The 15,768-nt window shown below is 66.3% G+C and carries 13 protein-coding genes and 1 riboswitch; of the genes, 3 read left to right on the top strand and 10 right to left on the bottom strand.

Annotated features, from left to right (window positions below; all coding sequences use genetic code 11):
- Position 1 precedes the first annotated feature (1 nt).
- Complete coding sequence (gcvP, locus tag JCQ34_RS03695; protein ID WP_286401950.1) at positions 2 to 2,848, bottom strand: aminomethyl-transferring glycine dehydrogenase; 2,847 nt, start codon at positions 2,846 to 2,848, stop codon at positions 2 to 4.
- Between the two features lie 189 nt (positions 2,849 to 3,037).
- Positions 3,038 to 3,135, bottom strand: a riboswitch (glycine riboswitch).
- A gap of 94 nt (positions 3,136 to 3,229) precedes the next feature.
- Complete coding sequence (locus JCQ34_RS03690; protein ID WP_286401949.1) at positions 3,230 to 3,766, bottom strand: TetR/AcrR family transcriptional regulator; 537 nt, start codon at positions 3,764 to 3,766, stop codon at positions 3,230 to 3,232.
- 84 nt (positions 3,767 to 3,850) lie between these two features.
- On the opposite strand from JCQ34_RS03690, the gene JCQ34_RS03685 reads away from it, so the two are divergent.
- The gene (locus JCQ34_RS03685; RefSeq protein ID WP_286401947.1) at positions 3,851 to 5,407 is read left to right on the top strand and encodes an MFS transporter; all 1,557 of its coding nucleotides are present in this window, start codon (positions 3,851 to 3,853) and stop codon (positions 5,405 to 5,407) included.
- Between the two features lie 99 nt (positions 5,408 to 5,506).
- Here the strand turns inward: JCQ34_RS03685 and JCQ34_RS03680 are convergent, their stop codons facing one another.
- Complete coding sequence (locus JCQ34_RS03680) at positions 5,507 to 5,986, bottom strand: Dps family protein (protein ID WP_142131093.1); 480 nt, start codon at positions 5,984 to 5,986, stop codon at positions 5,507 to 5,509.
- Positions 5,987 to 6,208: 222 nt separating this feature from the next.
- Between JCQ34_RS03680 and JCQ34_RS03675 the strand changes: the two genes are divergently transcribed.
- Positions 6,209 to 7,765 carry an APC family permease gene (locus JCQ34_RS03675; protein WP_286401942.1) on the top strand — a complete coding sequence of 519 codons (1,557 nt, stop codon included), beginning with the start codon at positions 6,209 to 6,211 and terminating at the stop codon, positions 7,763 to 7,765.
- Positions 7,766 to 7,833: 68 nt separating this feature from the next.
- Here the strand turns inward: JCQ34_RS03675 and JCQ34_RS03670 are convergent, their stop codons facing one another.
- From JCQ34_RS03670 to araB, 7 genes are all read right to left on the bottom strand, one after another.
- A complete protein-coding gene (locus JCQ34_RS03670; protein ID WP_286401939.1) occupies positions 7,834 to 8,379 on the bottom strand; it encodes an AMIN-like domain-containing (lipo)protein in 546 nt (181 codons plus the stop codon).
- A gap of 172 nt (positions 8,380 to 8,551) precedes the next feature.
- Positions 8,552 to 8,854, bottom strand: a complete 303-nt coding sequence (locus JCQ34_RS03665; protein ID WP_142131097.1) for a DUF4193 domain-containing protein — start codon at positions 8,852 to 8,854, stop codon at positions 8,552 to 8,554.
- A gap of 92 nt (positions 8,855 to 8,946) precedes the next feature.
- The gene (locus JCQ34_RS03660) at positions 8,947 to 9,150 is read right to left on the bottom strand and encodes a hypothetical protein (protein ID WP_286401935.1); all 204 of its coding nucleotides are present in this window, start codon (positions 9,148 to 9,150) and stop codon (positions 8,947 to 8,949) included.
- A 78-nt stretch (positions 9,151 to 9,228) separates the two neighbouring features.
- Positions 9,229 to 10,227 carry a LacI family DNA-binding transcriptional regulator gene (locus JCQ34_RS03655; RefSeq protein ID WP_286401932.1) on the bottom strand — a complete coding sequence of 333 codons (999 nt, stop codon included), beginning with the start codon at positions 10,225 to 10,227 and terminating at the stop codon, positions 9,229 to 9,231.
- A 6-nt stretch (positions 10,228 to 10,233) separates the two neighbouring features.
- Positions 10,234 to 11,754, bottom strand: a complete 1,521-nt coding sequence (gene araA / locus JCQ34_RS03650) for an L-arabinose isomerase (protein ID WP_286401930.1) — start codon at positions 11,752 to 11,754, stop codon at positions 10,234 to 10,236.
- A gap of 27 nt (positions 11,755 to 11,781) precedes the next feature.
- On the bottom strand, positions 11,782 to 12,510 hold the full coding sequence (locus JCQ34_RS03645; protein WP_286401927.1) for an L-ribulose-5-phosphate 4-epimerase: 729 nt from the start codon (positions 12,508 to 12,510) through the stop codon (positions 11,782 to 11,784).
- On the bottom strand, positions 12,507 to 14,279 hold the full coding sequence (araB, locus tag JCQ34_RS03640; protein WP_286401924.1) for a ribulokinase: 1,773 nt from the start codon (positions 14,277 to 14,279) through the stop codon (positions 12,507 to 12,509). The genes JCQ34_RS03645 and araB overlap by 4 nt, the downstream gene beginning before the upstream one ends.
- A 268-nt stretch (positions 14,280 to 14,547) precedes the next feature.
- Between araB and chvE the strand changes: the two genes are divergently transcribed.
- On the top strand, positions 14,548 to 15,678 hold the full coding sequence (gene chvE / locus JCQ34_RS03635; protein ID WP_350310804.1) for a multiple monosaccharide ABC transporter substrate-binding protein: 1,131 nt from the start codon (positions 14,548 to 14,550) through the stop codon (positions 15,676 to 15,678).
- The last annotated feature ends 90 nt before the right edge of the window (positions 15,679 to 15,768 follow it).

The raw sequence follows: 15,768 nt of genomic DNA, 5'->3' as shown, positions 1-15,768 counted from the left end.
CTCAGTTCTCGAACTCGGAGAGCGGCGGGCAGGAGCAGATCAGGTTACGGTCTCCGGCGGCGCCGTCGATCCGGCCCACCGGCGGGAAATACTTGTCCTGCTTGTGGTGGGCGGGGAACGCGGCCTGCTCGCGCGGGTAGGCACGGTCCCAGTCGGAGCTGACGACGGCGGCGGCAGTGTGGGGTGCGCGGCGCAGCGGTGAGTCGGCAACGGCAAAGTCCCCGTTGGCCACCTGGTCGATTTCCTCGCGGATCGTGATCATCGCCTCGATGAAGCGATCGATCTCGGCCAGGTCCTCGGACTCGGTGGGCTCCACCATCAGGGTTCCTGCGACCGGGAATGCCAGGGTGGGGGCGTGGAAGCCGAAGTCGATAAGGCGCTTGGCCACGTCCTCGGCGGTCACACCGGTGCGGGCGGTGAGTTCACGCAGGTCCAGGATGCACTCGTGCGCCACCAGGCCGCCCTCGCCGGTGTAGAGAACCGGGTAAAACTCGTTCAGCCTCGCGGCCACGTAGTTGGCTGCGAGGAGCGCGGACTTGGTGGCCTCGGTCAGGCCCTCGCCGCCCATCAGCTTCACGTACGCCCAGGAGATCGGCAGCACACCGGCGGAACCGAACCGGGACGCCGAGATCGCCACCCCGTGGCCTTCCTCATGGGCGGCCTTGTTGGCGTCGCCCGGCATGAATGGTGCCAGGTGTGCCTTGGCTGCGACCGGGCCCACGCCGGGTCCGCCGCCGCCGTGCGGGATGCAGAAGGTCTTGTGCAGGTTCAGGTGCGAGACGTCGCCGCCGAACTTGCCCGGCTGGGCCAGCCCGACGAGCGCGTTCAGGTTGGCGCCGTCGATGTATACCTGGCCGCCGGCGGCGTGGATGGCGTCGCACACGTCGCGGACGTCGCCGTCGTACACGCCGTGGGTGGAGGGGTAGGTGATCATGATGCAGGACAGGGCGTCCTTGTTCGCTTCGATCTTGGCCGTCAGGTCCTCGTGGTCGATGGTGCCGTCCGCTGCGGTGGCTACAACGACCACCTTCATCCCTGCCAGGACCGCGGAAGCAGCATTCGTGCCGTGGGCCGAGGCCGGGATCAGGCAGACGTTGCGCTGCTGATCGCCGCGGGAGTGGTGGTAGCCGCGGATCGCCAGCAGGCCTGCGAGCTCACCCTGGGATCCGGCGTTGGGCTGGATGGAAACCTGGTCGTACCCGGTAATGGCCGTCAGGTCCGCTTCCAGGTCGGCGATCAGTTCGCGCCAGCCAGCGGTCTGGGAGTCCGGGGCGAACGGGTGGATGGAGGCGAACTCCGGCCAGGAAATGGCCTCCATCTCGGCGGTGGCGTTCAGCTTCATGGTGCACGACCCCAGCGGGATCATGGTGCGGTCCAGGGCGAGGTCACGGTCGGAGAGCTTCCGGATGTAGCGCAGCAGCTGCGTCTCGGACCGGTGCGTGTTGAACACCGGGTGCTGCAGGTAGCCGGAGGAGCGCTCAACGGCGGCCTCCAGCCCGAAGCCCTCGCCCCCAGCAATGGAGGCGCCGAAGATGTCGGCAACCTGGGCGACGACGGCCGCCGTCGTGGTTTCATCGAGCGAGATGCCCACGGTGTCGGCGTCGACGCCGCGCAGGTTGATGCCCCGCGCTTCAGCGTCGGCAACGATGCCCGCGGCGCGCCCGGGGACGCGGACGGTTAGGGTGTCGAAGAAGCTCCCATGCAGGACCTCCACACCGGCTGCTGCCAGCGACGCCGCCAGCACCCGGGCATGGCCGTGAGTCGTTTCCGCAATGGCCTTCAGCCCGTCCGGGCCGTGGTACAGGGCGTACATGGAGGCGACGATGGCCAGCAGCGCCTGCGCCGTGCAGATGTTGGACGTGGCCTTCTCGCGGCGGATGTGCTGCTCGCGGGTCTGCAGCGCCAGGCGGTAGGCAGGAACGCCTGCGTCGTCCTTGGACACGCCCACCAGCCGGCCGGGCAGCGAACGCTCCAGCCCCTTGCGGACAGCCATGTAGGCGGCGTGCGGGCCGCCGAAGAACAGCGGCACACCGAAGCGCTGGGCGGAGCCGACGGCGATGTCCGCCCCCTGCTCGCCCGGAGGGGTGATCAGGGTCAGGGCCAGCAGGTCTGCGGCCACGGTGACCAGGGCGCCGCGTTCCTTTGCGGCGGCAATGACGCCGGACTGGTCCCATACCCGGCCGGAGGCGCCGGGCTGCTGGAGCACGATGCCGTTGATGTCGCCCTCCGGCAGGCCCTGGGAAAGGTCCGCCACTTCAACGTCGAAGCCCAGTGCCTCGGCGCGGCCCCTGACGATGGCGATGGTCTGCGGGAGGACGTCGATGTCCAGGACGGTCTTGCCATCCGCAGCGGGCTTGGCCTTGTTGGCACGGCGCATCAGCAGGACGGCCTCGGCGACGGCAGTTGCTTCATCCAGCAGCGAGGCGTTGGCGATAGGCAGGCCAACCAGGTCCTGCACCATGGTCTGGAAGTTCAGCAGGGCCTCAAGCCGGCCCTGGGAAATCTCAGGCTGGTAAGGCGTGTACGCGGTGTACCAGGCCGGGGACTCGAGGATGTTGCGGCGAATCACCGGCGGAGTGACGGTGTCGAAGTACCCCTGGCCGATCAACTGGACGGCGGTCTTGTTCTTGCCGGCGAGCTTGCGCAACTCCGTGAGGACCTCAACCTCGCTGAGGGCGTCCTGGAGGCGGAGGGCGGTTTCCTGGCGGATGACCTTGGGAACGGCCGTGTCCACCAGGGAGTCGACGGTGTCGTAGCCCACGGCTTTGAGCATGGTTTCGACGTCGGCCTGGCGGCGCGCGCCGATATGGCGGTCTACGAAGGTGGTGGAGGCTGGGGTAACCGACACGAAGGAACTCCATTTACTCAGGCGGCGCAGGGTGCGCCACAGCTATTCGGGTTCCTCCCCGCTCTGTATTGGACCTGAGAGTTTCCGCGTTGCCTGCCTGGCAGGACCCGCTTGCACCGTCGGTGAGCACAACAGTTCTTCCACTTCCCAAGGGAGGAAGGACAACTGCCTGCTGCTTTCCAGAGGCGCCTCGCCGCGGCGGTACAGGGGCCTGCGAGATTCCTGGGGAGGATTTGCTCCTACGGCGCCTGCCTGTACTTCCGGCAGAACTCTCCCGCCGCAGATCAAAGGCTATTAACTTGTTGGGTCATGACGGCCGGTGGCGGCCCTCACAACTCTCCATTGTCCTACGCCGCCGCCCCTCCCGGCAAATGGCAAATCCTACCTGCGGAGCCGCTCCAGGGCGGCGAGGAGTTCCTCCACGTCAGCGGCCGCTCCCCCCGCCGGAGCGGGCGCCACCGACAGCATGGCGTTGAAGTACAGGCCGTCACCCATATAGAGGACTGCCTTCGCCAGCCCCGGACCAACATCAGCCGCAATTTCGTCCAGCCATCGCTGCTGGATGGCCGCGAACCGGCGCCGCGTCTCTTCATGCGCCACCTCGGCAAGCCTTGTGGCGGCAACGATGGCCCTGTCCAGCGGAGTGTCTGCCCACACCGAGGAACGGATGAAGTAAGCGGCGGCGCCTTCGCCGGCTGAGGCCATGGCGTCGGCATCCTCCCGGGCCAGGCCGTCCAGCCGGTCCAGCAGAACGGCGATGAGCGCTTCCTTGTTGGGAAAGTGGTAGAGCAGGCCGCCCTTGGACACGCCGGCCTTCCGGGCGACGGCGTCAAGGGTGGCGGCGCGCTCCCCCACCTCGATCAACAGGGACTCGAAGGCATCAAGGACCGCTTCGCGGGCTACAGGCTTTCGGGGCATGCCTTCCATCATGCCCTTCCCACGGCGGTATGACGGAACCGGAAGGAGTTTTAAACTATACCGTCTGGACGGTATAGTTATTCCATGACGACTTCCACCAGCCCCGCGCCCTCACGCACGGACGGGAACGCCCCGCGGCAGCTGTGGCGCGACTGGGTGGCGCTGGGGCTGCTGATGTTTCCCGTACTCCTGGTGGCCGTGGACAACACGGCGCTGACATTCGCGCTGCCTGCCATCGCCCGCGCCCTGGAACCGTCCGGCGTGCAGCTGCTGTGGATCGTGGACGCCTATCCCCTGGTGCTGGCCGGCCTGCTGGTATCCATGGGAAGCTTCGGCGACCGGATTGGCCGGCGGCGGCTCCTGGTCATCGGCAGCATCGGTTTCGCCGCACTCTCGGCCGCCACCGCCTTCGCACCGACGCCGGAGTGGCTGATCGCCGGCCGCGCAGCCCTGGGCTTCTTCGGGGCCATGCTGATGCCGTCCACGCTGTCGCTGATCCGCAACATCTTTCCCGAGCCCAACCGCCGGCGGCTGGCAGTCGCCATCTGGGCTGCGGGATTCTCCGGCGGCGCCGCCCTCGGGCCGATTGCCGGCGGCTGGCTGGTGGAGCAATTCTGGTGGGGCGCGGTCTTCCTTGTAGCGGTACCCCTCATGGTTCCCCTGCTGGCGCTGGGGCCGGCCCTGATCCCGGAGTCCAGGGATCCCTCCCCGGGGAAGGTGGACATCCCGAGCATCCTGCTCTCCATGCTGGTCATGGTGCCCGTGGTGTACGGCATCAAGGCCGTCGCCACGGAGGGGCCGGGCGCAGCAGGGCTGGGGGCAATTGCCTTTGGCCTGGCCATGGGAGCCGTGTTCGTGCAGCGGCAGCTGCGCCTGGAGCACCCGCTGCTGGACATGTCCCTGTTCCGCAACAGGGTGTTCAGCATGGCCATAACCGCCAACATCCTGGCCCTGTTTTCCTTCAACGGGTTCATCCTGTTCCTCGCCCAGCACCTGCAGCTCCTCGAAGGAATGAGCCCCTCCGGGGCGGGAGTTGCCATGGTCCCCGCGCTGGCGGCCACAGTGGTGGCCGGCCTGGTGGTGGTGCCGCTGGTCCGCAAGGTCCGGCCCGGGTACGTGGTGGCTGCGGGGCTGGCGTTCAGCGCCGCCGGCTACAGCATGGTGACGTTCGGAAACCACGACGGCGGCCCGTCGCTGCTGCTGGCAGCCCTCCTGGTCCTGGCGCTGGGCGTGGGCACGGCGGAGACCATCTCCAACGACCTCATCCTGGGCGCCGCCCCGCCGGCGAAGTCGGGGGCGGCCGCGGCAATTTCCGAAACGGGCTACGAGGTGGGTTCCCTGCTGGGGACAGCCGTCCTGGGATCCATTTTGACCGCCTCCTACCAGCAGAACCTTCGGCTGCCTGCGGGGCTGGAGGGCATACTGCCCGGGCCCACCTTGCACAACGCCGGGGAGACACTGGCGGGCGCCGTGGAGGCGGCCAACCTGCTGCCGCCACCGCTTGCCGGCGCCCTCAGGGACGCCGCCGCTGCAGCGTTCGACTCGGGGGTGCACGTGACCGCGGCAATTGGGCTGGTACTGATGGCGACGGCGGCAGTCCTCGCGGCCGTCGTGCTGCGAAAAGTGCCAAAAGCGGCGTAGCGGACGCCCGCGGGAGTCCAGAAACGGACCGCCGGGCAGGCAAAAGCGCCCGGCGTCGAGGAGGAATACCTCGCCGCCGGGCGCTCCGTGAAACAACCGCTACTTTGAGTCTGCAGCCGTGACCTTGGCAGTGGGCTTCATGTTTTCCGCCTGCACCATCCAGGCGAACTGCTCCAGCCGGGCGATGAATTCGTGCAGGAGGTCCGCGGAGGTGGGGTCCTCCTCATCCACTTCGTCATGAACCTTGCGCATGGTGCCCACGGCAGCCTCCATGGCAGCGACGATCCGCTCGATGGCATCTTCAGTGCTGATCAGCCCTTCAGGGAACTGGGCCAGGCTGGTGGTTTCGGCAACGGTGGAGCTGCGGCCGTCCGGAAGCGCATGCAGGGCGCGCATCCGCTCGGCGGTATCGTCGGCGAACTGGCGGGCAGCGTCCACGATTTCATCCAGCTGCAGGTGGAGGTCGCGGAAGTTGGTGCCCACGATGTTCCAGTGCGCCTGCTTGCCCTGGACGTGGAGCTCGATCAGGTCCGCAAGGACAGCCTGCAGGTTGTTGGTCAATGTCGGTGAAGCTTTCATGCATCCTCCTCAAGTGGTCCAATACGCCCGACGCTACCAGCCGCGGACACCGCGGCGGCAGGCCTTCAGGCAATTCATCAGCGAGCTTACTAATTTCGAAAACGAGTCACAAACGAATGTGATTCATATTGCGTCTTGCATCACACGGTCGGCGCCCCCATACTAAATGAACGCCATTCATATAGTGACTTCCGTCTCACAGCCTTCCCAGAAAGTGGTGCCATGACAGAGACAATCCGCACCAGTACGGCCAAACCCGGCCCGCACGCCCATGCCCCATCCGCGGACGGCGTCGGCGACAAGGGTCTCAAGGGTGGGCAGCTCGGGCTCCTCGCCGTCGTCGTCCTGGGCATTTCGACCATTGCCCCCGCCTACACCCTCACCAGCGCGCTGGGTCCCACCGTCAATGAAGCCGGCCTCCAGCTGCCCGTCATCTTCCTGATCGGGTTCATCCCCATGATTCTGGTCTCGCTCGCCTACCGGGAACTCAACGCCGACTCCCCGGACAGCGGCACTACTTTCACCTGGGTGACCAAGGCCTTCGGGCCCTGGGTCGGCTGGATGGGCGGCTGGGGCCTGCTGGCGGCCAACATCATCGTGCTGTCCAACCTCGCCGGCGTCGCCGTCGACTTCTTCTACCTTTTCCTGTCCCAGCTCACCGGCTCCCCGGAGCTCGCAGACCTGGCGGACAACAAGGCCCTGAACGTCATCACCTGCTTCGTCTTCGTGGCGCTGGCCGTCTGGGTCAGCTACCGCGGCCTGCACACCACCAAGCTGGTGCAGTACAGCCTGGTGGGCTTCCAACTGCTGGTCCTCGGCCTGTTCGTGGGTATGGCGTTTGCCAACTGGTCCACCTCGGAAACGGCCATCCCGTTCAGCTGGGACTGGTTCGACGTCACCAAGATCGAAACCTTCGGCCAGGTTGCCGCCGGCATCTCCCTGTCGATCTTCGTCTACTGGGGCTGGGACGTCTGCCTCACCGTCAATGAGGAGACGGCCAACGGCAAGAAGACCGCCGGCGTGGCAGGCACCCTGACGGCCGTCATCGTCCTTGCCATCTACCTCCTGGTCAGCATCGCCACCATGATGTTCGCCGGCGTCGGAGATACCGGCAACGGCCTGAACAACGCCGAAAACCACGAGAACATCTTCACCGCGTTGGCCTCCCCCATCATGGGCCCCTTCGCCATCCTGATGTCCCTCGCCGTGCTCTCCAGCTCTGCCGCCTCCCTCCAGTCCACCTTCATGTCGCCGTCGCGGAGTCTGCTGGCCATGGCCCACTACGGTGCCCTGCCGAAGCCGTTCAGCCGGATCAGCAGGAAGTTCGCGACGCCGGGCTTCGCCACCATCGCTGCCGGGATCATCTCGGCGGGGTTCTACGCCGTAATGCACGTGGTCAGCGAGAACGTCCTGAACGACACCATCCTGGCCCTGGGCCTGATGATCTGCTTCTACTACGGCCTGACCGCACTCGCCTGCACCTGGTACTTCCGCCACAGCCTCTTCAACAGCGCACGCCACTTCCTGTTCCGGCTGGTGTGCCCGGTGGTCGGTGGCGTGGGCCTGTTCGTAGTGTTCTTCAAGACCGCCATGGACAGCCTGGCTCCGGAGTTCGGCAGCGGCTCGGAGGTCTTCGGCGTGGGCCTGGTGTTCATCCTGGGCGTCGGCATCCTGGCGCTGGGCGCCGTCGTCATGCTGGTCCTGTCCCGCACCCACCCCGGCTTCTTCCGCGGTGAAACCCTGAAGCGGGACACCCCCGCCCTGGTGGTTCCGGAGTAAGCCCCTTAGGAAAGGTGCCGTGCCCCTGATGGGGCGCGGCACCTTTTTTGTTTACGACGACGGATGGGTCACCAGAAGTGCGCCACGTCTATGACCAGCCGGGAGCCGGAGCCGGGACCGTCCAGGGTGAAGACCCGGAACGGAAGGCGGGCCCGAACGCCCAGGCCCAGGCTTGTGTATCCTTCAAAGCTTCCTGCGGAGACTACCTGGCGGAAGGTCTGGTAGCCGGAAACGTTGCTGAGTTCATTCCTGTCCGCGGGGCTGTAGGTGGCGTTGCCGTTCTCGTCATAGGAGGGCGCCTTGATGCTGATGTGCAGGCGCGCACCGCCCCGCACCGGAACGGGAAGCCCCGAGCCCTCCTGCTCGATCCGCGGCACATACTGCACGGTATAGGCGACCGCAGGGCCGTTGAGGTCCACCACCAGCCGGTCGAAACAGTAGTGCTGCCCCGTGCGGACATTGGTAACGGATGCGGTACCGGTGTCCTGCCCGGATTTTGCCAGCGAGCCCCAGGTGAGCCCGCAGTAGGGAGCCGCCGAGGCAGGTCCCTGGACCACGATTCCCAGCCCTACAGCCAGCAGGACGGCTGCGAGCCAGATGGAGAACTTTTTCATTGCTGTGCCATCCAGGATTCAAAGCCATTGGATGATTCCAGCGTAGGAGTGTTCCTTGCCGGAGACGAGGGGTCATTTTGATAACGACGGCGGCCGGAGATAGATAGCGCAGGACCAAAAAGCGCCGGCCACCCGAGGGGTGGCCGGCGCCGGGAAAACCAGGAAGTAGTTTTTAGCCTTCGCAGTCGCGGCAGTACTTCAGGCCGTTCTTTTCACGGGCAACCTGCGACCGGTGGCGGACCAGGAAGCACGACGAGCAGGTGAACTCGTCGGACTGCTCGGGAACCACAATGACGGTCAGTTCCTCGTTGGACAGGTCGGCGCCGGGCAGGTCGATACCTTCAGCGGTGTCGTTTTCGTCGACATCGATAACCGCGGTCTGCGCGTTGCCGCTCCGTGATGCCTGGAGGGCCTCGAGAGAGTCAGCGGGCGACTCTTCTTCCTGCTTGCGTGGAGCATCGTAATCGGTAGCCATAGCGTGTTCACTTTCGTTGCTGCGCAGCGCCATTTCAGGCACCTCAGTGAAGCAGTTTAGGGCATTACCACGCTAGTGGCGCAATAGTGTGTTTAACCAGACATCGTGCTGGTTTCGGGTGCTGCCAGCGCATGCTCGGAGCGGGCCTGCTCCGCGCCTGCGGACACCCCGCTCAAGGCCGGCAGCCAGCCCCAGCGGGTGGCGTCAGCCATGGCGCCGCCGGCCAGGGACTCGGAGTCATACGTGAACGTGTCCAGCAGCCAATCGCGGAGCCGGATGAGCAGGGTAGCCGTCATGCCTGCCAACGTACGCAGCGATTGTTGTGGCCACGTTTCGCGGGGGTCTCCCCCGGATTAACTTCGCTGCCGGCAGTTTCAGGCCGGCGGGGCGGTGCTGCTGCGCAGGACGAGTTCGGGCTCCACCACCAGCGTCTGCGGTCCCTCCGCACCGTCCAGTGCCCTGAGCATCAGGTCCATGCAACGCCGGCCCAGTTCTTCGAAGTCCTGCCGGACCACCGTCAAGGGCGGGCTGAAGTAGCCGGCTTCGGGCTGGTCGTCGAAGCCCACCACGGAGACGTCCTCCGGCACCTTGATTCCTGCCTCATTCAACGCCCGCAGGACCCCCAGGGCCATCTGGTCGTTGCCTACAAACAGCGCAGTGGCACGGGGGCTGGCTGCCACCTTGCGGCCTATCTCATAACCGCTGCCGGCGCTCCAGTCACCCTCGATCATGAGATCGGCGTCGAGGCCGGCCGCGTCCAGGGCGCCCCGCCAGCCATCGGCACGGGCCACCGCGTCGATCCAGTCCTGGGGCCCCGCCACGTGCCCGATACGGACGTGCCCCTGCCCGATGAGGTGCCGCACCGCCAGTTCCGCCCCACGGCGCTGGTCCACCTTGACCCCGCCAACGGCGTCAGTGCCTGTGGTCCCCACGGCCACCACAGGCACTCCGATAGGCAGTTCCGCGAGGGCGGCCGGCATCTCCAGGTGCGGAACGATCACCACGATGCCTTCCACCGACTGGTCCAGGAAGTGCCGGACGGCGGCCAGGATCGCATCGCGGTTGACCTCCCGCAAGGCAGCGACGCTGACGAAGTACCCAGCGTCCCGCGCGGCGCGTTCCACCCCGAGCAGGGTGTTGGCAGGCCCGTACTGCGACAGTTCACTGGCCAGGACCCCGATGGTCTGCGAGCGCCGGGTGACCAGGCTTCGGGCAGCGGAGTTGCGGCGGTACCCCAGCTGGGCAATCGCCGCCTCCACTTTCTCCCGGGTCCCCGCGCTCACATTCGGGTGGCAGTTGACCACCCGTGACACGGTCTGGTGCGAGACCCCGGCCAGCTCCGCCACATCCTCAAGCCTCGGCCGCCGCACCATTTCCGGTCAGATCCCCCCGGCCAGCTTGTAGTAGGCCGCGTTCCAGTTCAGGTCCTTCTTGAACTGGCGGATGGTGGTGCCTTCGTCGATGGTGAGCAGCTCCGTCTTGGCGATTTCGGCGAAGTCCTCGAACACGTCCATGCCCACCTGGGTGGAGAGGACGGTGTGGTGGGCGGCGCCGGCGGTCAGCCAGGCGGCGGCCGAGGTGGCGAAGTCGGGCTTGGGCTCCCACAGGGCGCGGGCCACGGGCAGGTTGGGCAGCGGCTGGTCAAGGGGGACGACGTCGACGGCGTTGGCCACCAGGCGGAAGCGGTCCCGCATGTCGGACAGGGCGACGACGACGCCCGGGGAGGCATCGGCGTCGAACACCAGGCGGACCGGGTCTTCCTTGCCGCCGATGCCCAGCGGGTGGATTTCCAGCCGCGGCTTCTGCGCGGTCAGGGAGGGGCAGACTTCCAGCATGTGGGCGCCGAGGATCTTCTCGGACCCCGGCTCCAGGTGGTAGGTGTAGTCCTCCATCAGCGATGCGCCACCGGGCAGGCCGGCGCCCATCACCTTGGCGGCGCGGACCAGGATGGCGGTCTTCCAGTCACCCTCGGCGCCGAAGCCGTAGCCGGCAGCCATGAGCCGCTGCACCGCCAGGCCGGGCAGCTGGCGGAGCGCACCAAGATCCTCGAAGGACGTGGTGAACGCCGCGGAGCCATTGGCTTCCAGGAAGGACCGCAGCCCCAGTTCAATCCGGGCCCCGTACCGCAGCGATTCATGCCGTGCCGCGCCTGCGCGGAGCTCCGGCACCACGTCATACAGGTCCTCGTACTCCGCCACCAGGGCGTCGACGTCGGACTCTGCAGCGCCGTGCACGGCGTCGGCGAGTTCGTTGACGGACCAGGTATTGACCGCGACGCCGAAGCGCAGCTCGGCCTCGGTCTTGTCACCTTCGGTGACGGCGACGTTGCGCATGTTGTCGCCAAAGCGGGTCAGCTTCAGCGTGCGGACGGCCGCCCAGCCCGCGGCGGCACGCTGCCAGGACCCCACCTGGCGGCCGACCTCGGGGTTGGAGACGTGCCCGACGACGGTCTTCCGGGCAATGCCCAGGCGGGACTGGATGTACCCGAACTCGCGGTCGCCGTGGGCGGCCTGGTTCAGGTTCATGAAGTCGAAGTCGATGTCCGCCCACGGCAGGTCCCGGTTGGCCTGCGTGTGCAGGTGCAACAGGGGCTTGCGCAGCAGGTCAAGTCCCTGGATCCACATCTTGGCCGGGCTGAAGGTGTGCATCCAGGCCGTCACGCCGATCACGGAATCATCCGAGTTCGCCTCCAGCGCGGTGCGGCGGATGGCGTCGGAATCGGTGAGGACCGGCTTCCACACGATCCGCACGGGCACCGCGGAAGATGCGTTGAGCTGGTTGGCGATCTCCTGTGACTGGGCGGCCACCTGCTTGAGGACCTCCTCGCCGTAAAGGTGCTGGCTGCCGGTGAGGAACCAGACCTCGTAGCCGTCGAGGGAGGTGTTTGCTGCGGTGCTCATAAATTCTCCTGGGAAAGTTTGGGGGCCCTATTGGCCGTAAACGTTCTGGTAGCGGGCGTAGAGGGAGTCGATGTGGTCCTGTTTGATGGGCAGGGGTTCGCCGAGTTGCCGGGAAATATGGACGGTACGGGCCACTTCCTCGCACATGACGGCGGCCTTCACGGCGGACCGGGCGTCCTTGCCGATGGTGAAGGGGCCATGGTTCTGCATCAGGACGGCAGGCGAATTGGAGTTCTTCAGCGTCTCCACGATGCCGTGGCCGATCGAGTCATCACCGATCAGCGCGAACGGTCCCACCGGAATCTCGCCGCCGAACTCGTCACCCATCATGGTCAGCACGCACGGGATGGCTTCTCCCCTGGCGGCCCAGGCGGTGGCGTAGGTGGAGTGGGTGTGCACTACCCCGCCCACGTCGGGCATGTGCCGGTACACGTAGGCGTGGGCGGCCGTGTCGGAGGACGGTGACAGGGGCGGGTTGCCCCAATCGACGGTCCCGCCGCCACCGACGTTGGTGCCCCGCACCGGGGTGCCGTGCAGGTCGGTGACAATCATCTGCTCCGGAGTCAGGTCCTGGTAGGAGACGCCGGAGGGCTTGATGACCATGAGGTCGGTCCCGGGTACGCGGGCTGAAACGTTGCCCGCGGTCCAGACCACCAGTTCGTACCGGGTCAGCTCGGCGTGCAGCGCGCACACTTCCTCACGGATCCGGGCAATGGTTTGCAGGATCGCCGGGGTTACACCGGTGCCGGCGGTCATGCGGACACCTCCACAGCGGGTGCCGGCGGGTTGCCGGTGCCCGGCAGGTCAGTCCGTGCCGCTTTGCGCTGGATGGCCTTGAGCCGGTGCATGACGTCGTTGCTGCCGCGGCCGAAGTAGTCGTGCAGCGCCTTGTACTCCTGGAACAGTTCGTCGTAGGCGGCCACGTTTTCCGGTATCGGGGTGTACACCTCTCCGGGTTCGGCACCCATGGCGGCGGCAGCTTCGCGGATGTCCGCGTAGGCGCCCGCGGCCACGGCGGCGTGGATGGCCGAGCCCAGCGCCGGGCCCTGCTCCGAGCCGATGGTGGACAGCTGCAGGCCGGTGGCGTCCGCGTAGATCTGCATAAGGAGTTTGTTCTTGAGCAGGCCGCCGGCCACGATGAATTCCTTGACCGGGACGCCGGCGTCGCGGAAGGCGTCCACGATGGTGCGGGTCCCGAAAGCCGTGGCTTCAAGCAGCGCCCGGTATGTGTCCTCGGGCCTGGTGGCCAAGGTCTGGCCCACCACAATCCCGGAGAGCTCGTGGTCCACCAGGACTGAGCGGTTGCCCGAGTGCCAGTCGAGGGCGATCAGGCCGTGCTCCCCGATGGCCTGCCGCGACGCGAGTTCGGTGAGGTATTCGTGGATGCCCAGGCCCGCATCCCTGGCAGCCTGGTGGTATTCGGGCGGCACGCCGTACTTGGTGAACCAGCCAAAGATGTCCCCGACGCCGGACTGTCCGGCCTCGTAGCCCCAAAGGCCCGGCACGATGCCGCCGTCCACTGCCCCGCACATCCCGGGCACTTCGCGCAGTTCCGTGCCGTTCATGACGTGGCAGGTGGAGGTGCCCATGATAGCCACCAGCTGGCCGGAGTCCACTGCTTTGGCAGCCGGGGCCGTGACGTGCGCGTCAACGTTTCCCACGGCCACGGCGATGCCCTCCGGCAGTCCGGTCCAGGCAGCAGCCTCGGCGGTAAGGGTGCCTGCGGCATCCCCCAGCCGCCCGATGGTGTGCTCCAGCTTGGAGCTGACGAAGTCTTTGAAGTCCGGGTTCAGGGCAGCAAGGAAGTCCTCGGACGGATACCGGCCGTCCTGGTAAATCCCCTTGTAACCCGCCGTGCAGGCGTTGCGGACGTACCGCCCGCACAGCTGCCAGACGATCCAGTCCGCCGCCTCAACCCAGTGGTCCATGGCGGCGTAGGCTTCCGGGTCCTCTTCCAGCAGTTGCAGGCCCTTGGCGAACTCCCACTCGGAGGAGATCAGCCCCCCATAGCGCGGAAGCCAGTCCTCACCCCGGTCGGCGGCGAGCTTGTTAATCCGGTCAGCCTGCCCCTGCGCCGCGTGGTGGCGCCAGAGCTTCACATAGGCATGCGGCCGGGTGGCGAAGCCCGGCAGTTCGTTCAGGGGGGTGCCGTCGGCCTTGACGGGCACCATGGTGCAGGCGGTGAAGTCCGTGGCAATGCCCACGACGGCGGCAGGGTCGATCCCTGCGTCAGCCACCGCGGCGGGGACAGCCCTGCGCAGGACTTCCCGGTAGTCGTTGGGCACCTGGAGTGCCCATTCGCCGGGAAGCCTTGAGGCGTGTCCATCGGATTCCGCGCCCGCTGTATCTTCGGGCAGGGAATCGGTGACCACCGCATGCGGGTACTCGTGGACAGCGCTGCCGAGTTCCCTGCCGTCGCGGACCCGCACCACCACGGCGCGGCCGGACAGGGTCCCGTAGTCCACCCCGATGACGTACTGGTCAGCGCGGGGGTCGGAGCTGGATGTGGACAAAGTCTCTGGCATGGGTTTGCCTCCGTCCGGGAGGCGGGCGGCCTCTTTACCGGGTTTGTAGGGGTTGGGGTCAAGCTGTTTTGCTGCAGCAAGTGTGAACGCTAACAACGAAGAAGTCAATGGACTCGAAAAAGTTGCGAAAATTCCCCTTCGCGCTCTTGTTAGCGTTCACAAAGCAGTCTATATTGAACCGACACATCAACAATGTGGCCAGGACCAGGGAGCTTCGGTGCTGCCTGTCCAACAACACTTCGCGGCAATGCTGCCGCGGAAGGAGAAAATGGTGAGAATCAAAAAACTCATGGGCGCGGTGGCCCTTGTCCTCGCCCTGACGGTGGGCGCCACCGGCTGTGGCTCCCGCGGCGGAGCCGCCACCGAATCCGGCAGTGCCGCCAAGCCCAGCGATTCACTGGTCGGGATCTCGATGCCCACCCAGACCTCCGAACGGTGGATTGCCGATGGCGCCAACGTGGAGAAGTCGCTGAAGGATCTTGGCTACAAGACGGACCTCCAGTTCGCCAATGACGACATCCCCACCCAGGTGTCGCAGATCGAAAACATGCTGACCAAGGGCGCCAAGGCCCTGATCATCGCCGCCATTGACGGCACCACCCTGACTGACGTCCTGGCCAAGGCCAAGGACCAGAACGTCAAGGTCATCGCGTACGACCGCCTGATCAACGGCACCCCGAACGTGGACTACTACACCACGTTCGACAACTACACCGTGGGCGTGCAGCAGGCCACCTCACTGCTGACCGGCCTGGGCCTCCTGGACGCCAGCGGCAAGAAGGTTGACGGCAAGGGCCCCTTCAACATCGAGCTTTTCGCCGGCAGCCCCGACGACAACAACGCCAACTTCTTCTGGAGCGGCGCCATGGACACCCTGAAGCCGTACATGGATGCCGGCACCCTGAAGGTCCCCAGCGGCCAGACCAAGTTTGAGCAGGCCGCGATCCTCCGCTGGCAGGCACCGGTGGCACAGAAGCGCATGGAGGACATCATCACCTCCGCCTACAGCTCGGGCACCAAGCTGAACGGCGTCCTCTCCCCGTACGACGGCCTGTCCATCGGCATCATTTCCGCCCTCACCAGCACCGGCGGCTACGCCAAGGGCAGCCTGCCGGTGGTCACCGGCCAGGATGCCGAAAAGGGCTCCGTCAAGTCCATCGTCGCCGGCGAGCAGTACTCCACCATCTTCAAGGACACCCGCCAACTCGGCGCGCAGGCCGTCAAGATGGTTGACGCCGTCCTCAAGGGCCAGGAGCCGGAAACCAATGACACCAAGACCTACAACAACAAGGTCAAGGTTGTCCCGGCGTTCCTGCTGAAGTCCGTGATCATCACCAAGGACAACTACAAGAAGGAACTGATCGACTCGGGTTACTACACCGACGCCGACGTCAAGTAGTCAGCGTCCGGGGTTGTGGCCCGGCTTCCGTCCCGGGCCACAGCCCCACCCGCGCCCTCCTGCAGCAGCAGGAAGGCAAGCTCCGAACAG

Source organism: Pseudarthrobacter defluvii, from assembly GCF_030323865.1.
Taxonomy (GTDB): domain Bacteria; phylum Actinomycetota; class Actinomycetes; order Actinomycetales; family Micrococcaceae; genus Arthrobacter; species Arthrobacter sedimenti.
Note: the sequence above shows the minus strand (reverse complement) of the source record. Positions and strands in the feature narration are given on the sequence as shown.

Bases quoted from the DNA above. Each gene is read 5' to 3' on its own strand.
- JCQ34_RS03690 (WP_286401949.1), bottom strand. From the start codon at position 3,766: ATGCCCCGAAAGCCTGTAGCCCGCGAAGCGGTCCTTGATGCCTTCGAG.
- JCQ34_RS03685 (WP_286401947.1), top strand. From the start codon at position 3,851: ATGACGACTTCCACCAGCCCCGCGCCCTCACGCACGGACGGGAACGCC.
- JCQ34_RS03680 (WP_142131093.1), bottom strand. From the start codon at position 5,986: ATGAAAGCTTCACCGACATTGACCAACAACCTGCAGGCTGTCCTTGCG.
- JCQ34_RS03675 (WP_286401942.1), top strand. From the start codon at position 6,209: ATGACAGAGACAATCCGCACCAGTACGGCCAAACCCGGCCCGCACGCC.
- JCQ34_RS03670 (WP_286401939.1), bottom strand. From the start codon at position 8,379: ATGAAAAAGTTCTCCATCTGGCTCGCAGCCGTCCTGCTGGCTGTAGGG.
- JCQ34_RS03665 (WP_142131097.1), bottom strand. From the start codon at position 8,854: ATGGCTACCGATTACGATGCTCCACGCAAGCAGGAAGAAGAGTCGCCC.
- JCQ34_RS03660 (WP_286401935.1), bottom strand. From the start codon at position 9,150: ATGACGGCTACCCTGCTCATCCGGCTCCGCGATTGGCTGCTGGACACG.
- JCQ34_RS03655 (WP_286401932.1), bottom strand. From the start codon at position 10,227: ATGGTGCGGCGGCCGAGGCTTGAGGATGTGGCGGAGCTGGCCGGGGTC.
- araA (WP_286401930.1), bottom strand. From the start codon at position 11,754: ATGAGCACCGCAGCAAACACCTCCCTCGACGGCTACGAGGTCTGGTTC.
- JCQ34_RS03645 (WP_286401927.1), bottom strand. From the start codon at position 12,510: ATGACCGCCGGCACCGGTGTAACCCCGGCGATCCTGCAAACCATTGCC.
- araB (WP_286401924.1), bottom strand. From the start codon at position 14,279: ATGCCAGAGACTTTGTCCACATCCAGCTCCGACCCCCGCGCTGACCAG.
- chvE (WP_350310804.1), top strand. From the start codon at position 14,548: ATGGTGAGAATCAAAAAACTCATGGGCGCGGTGGCCCTTGTCCTCGCC.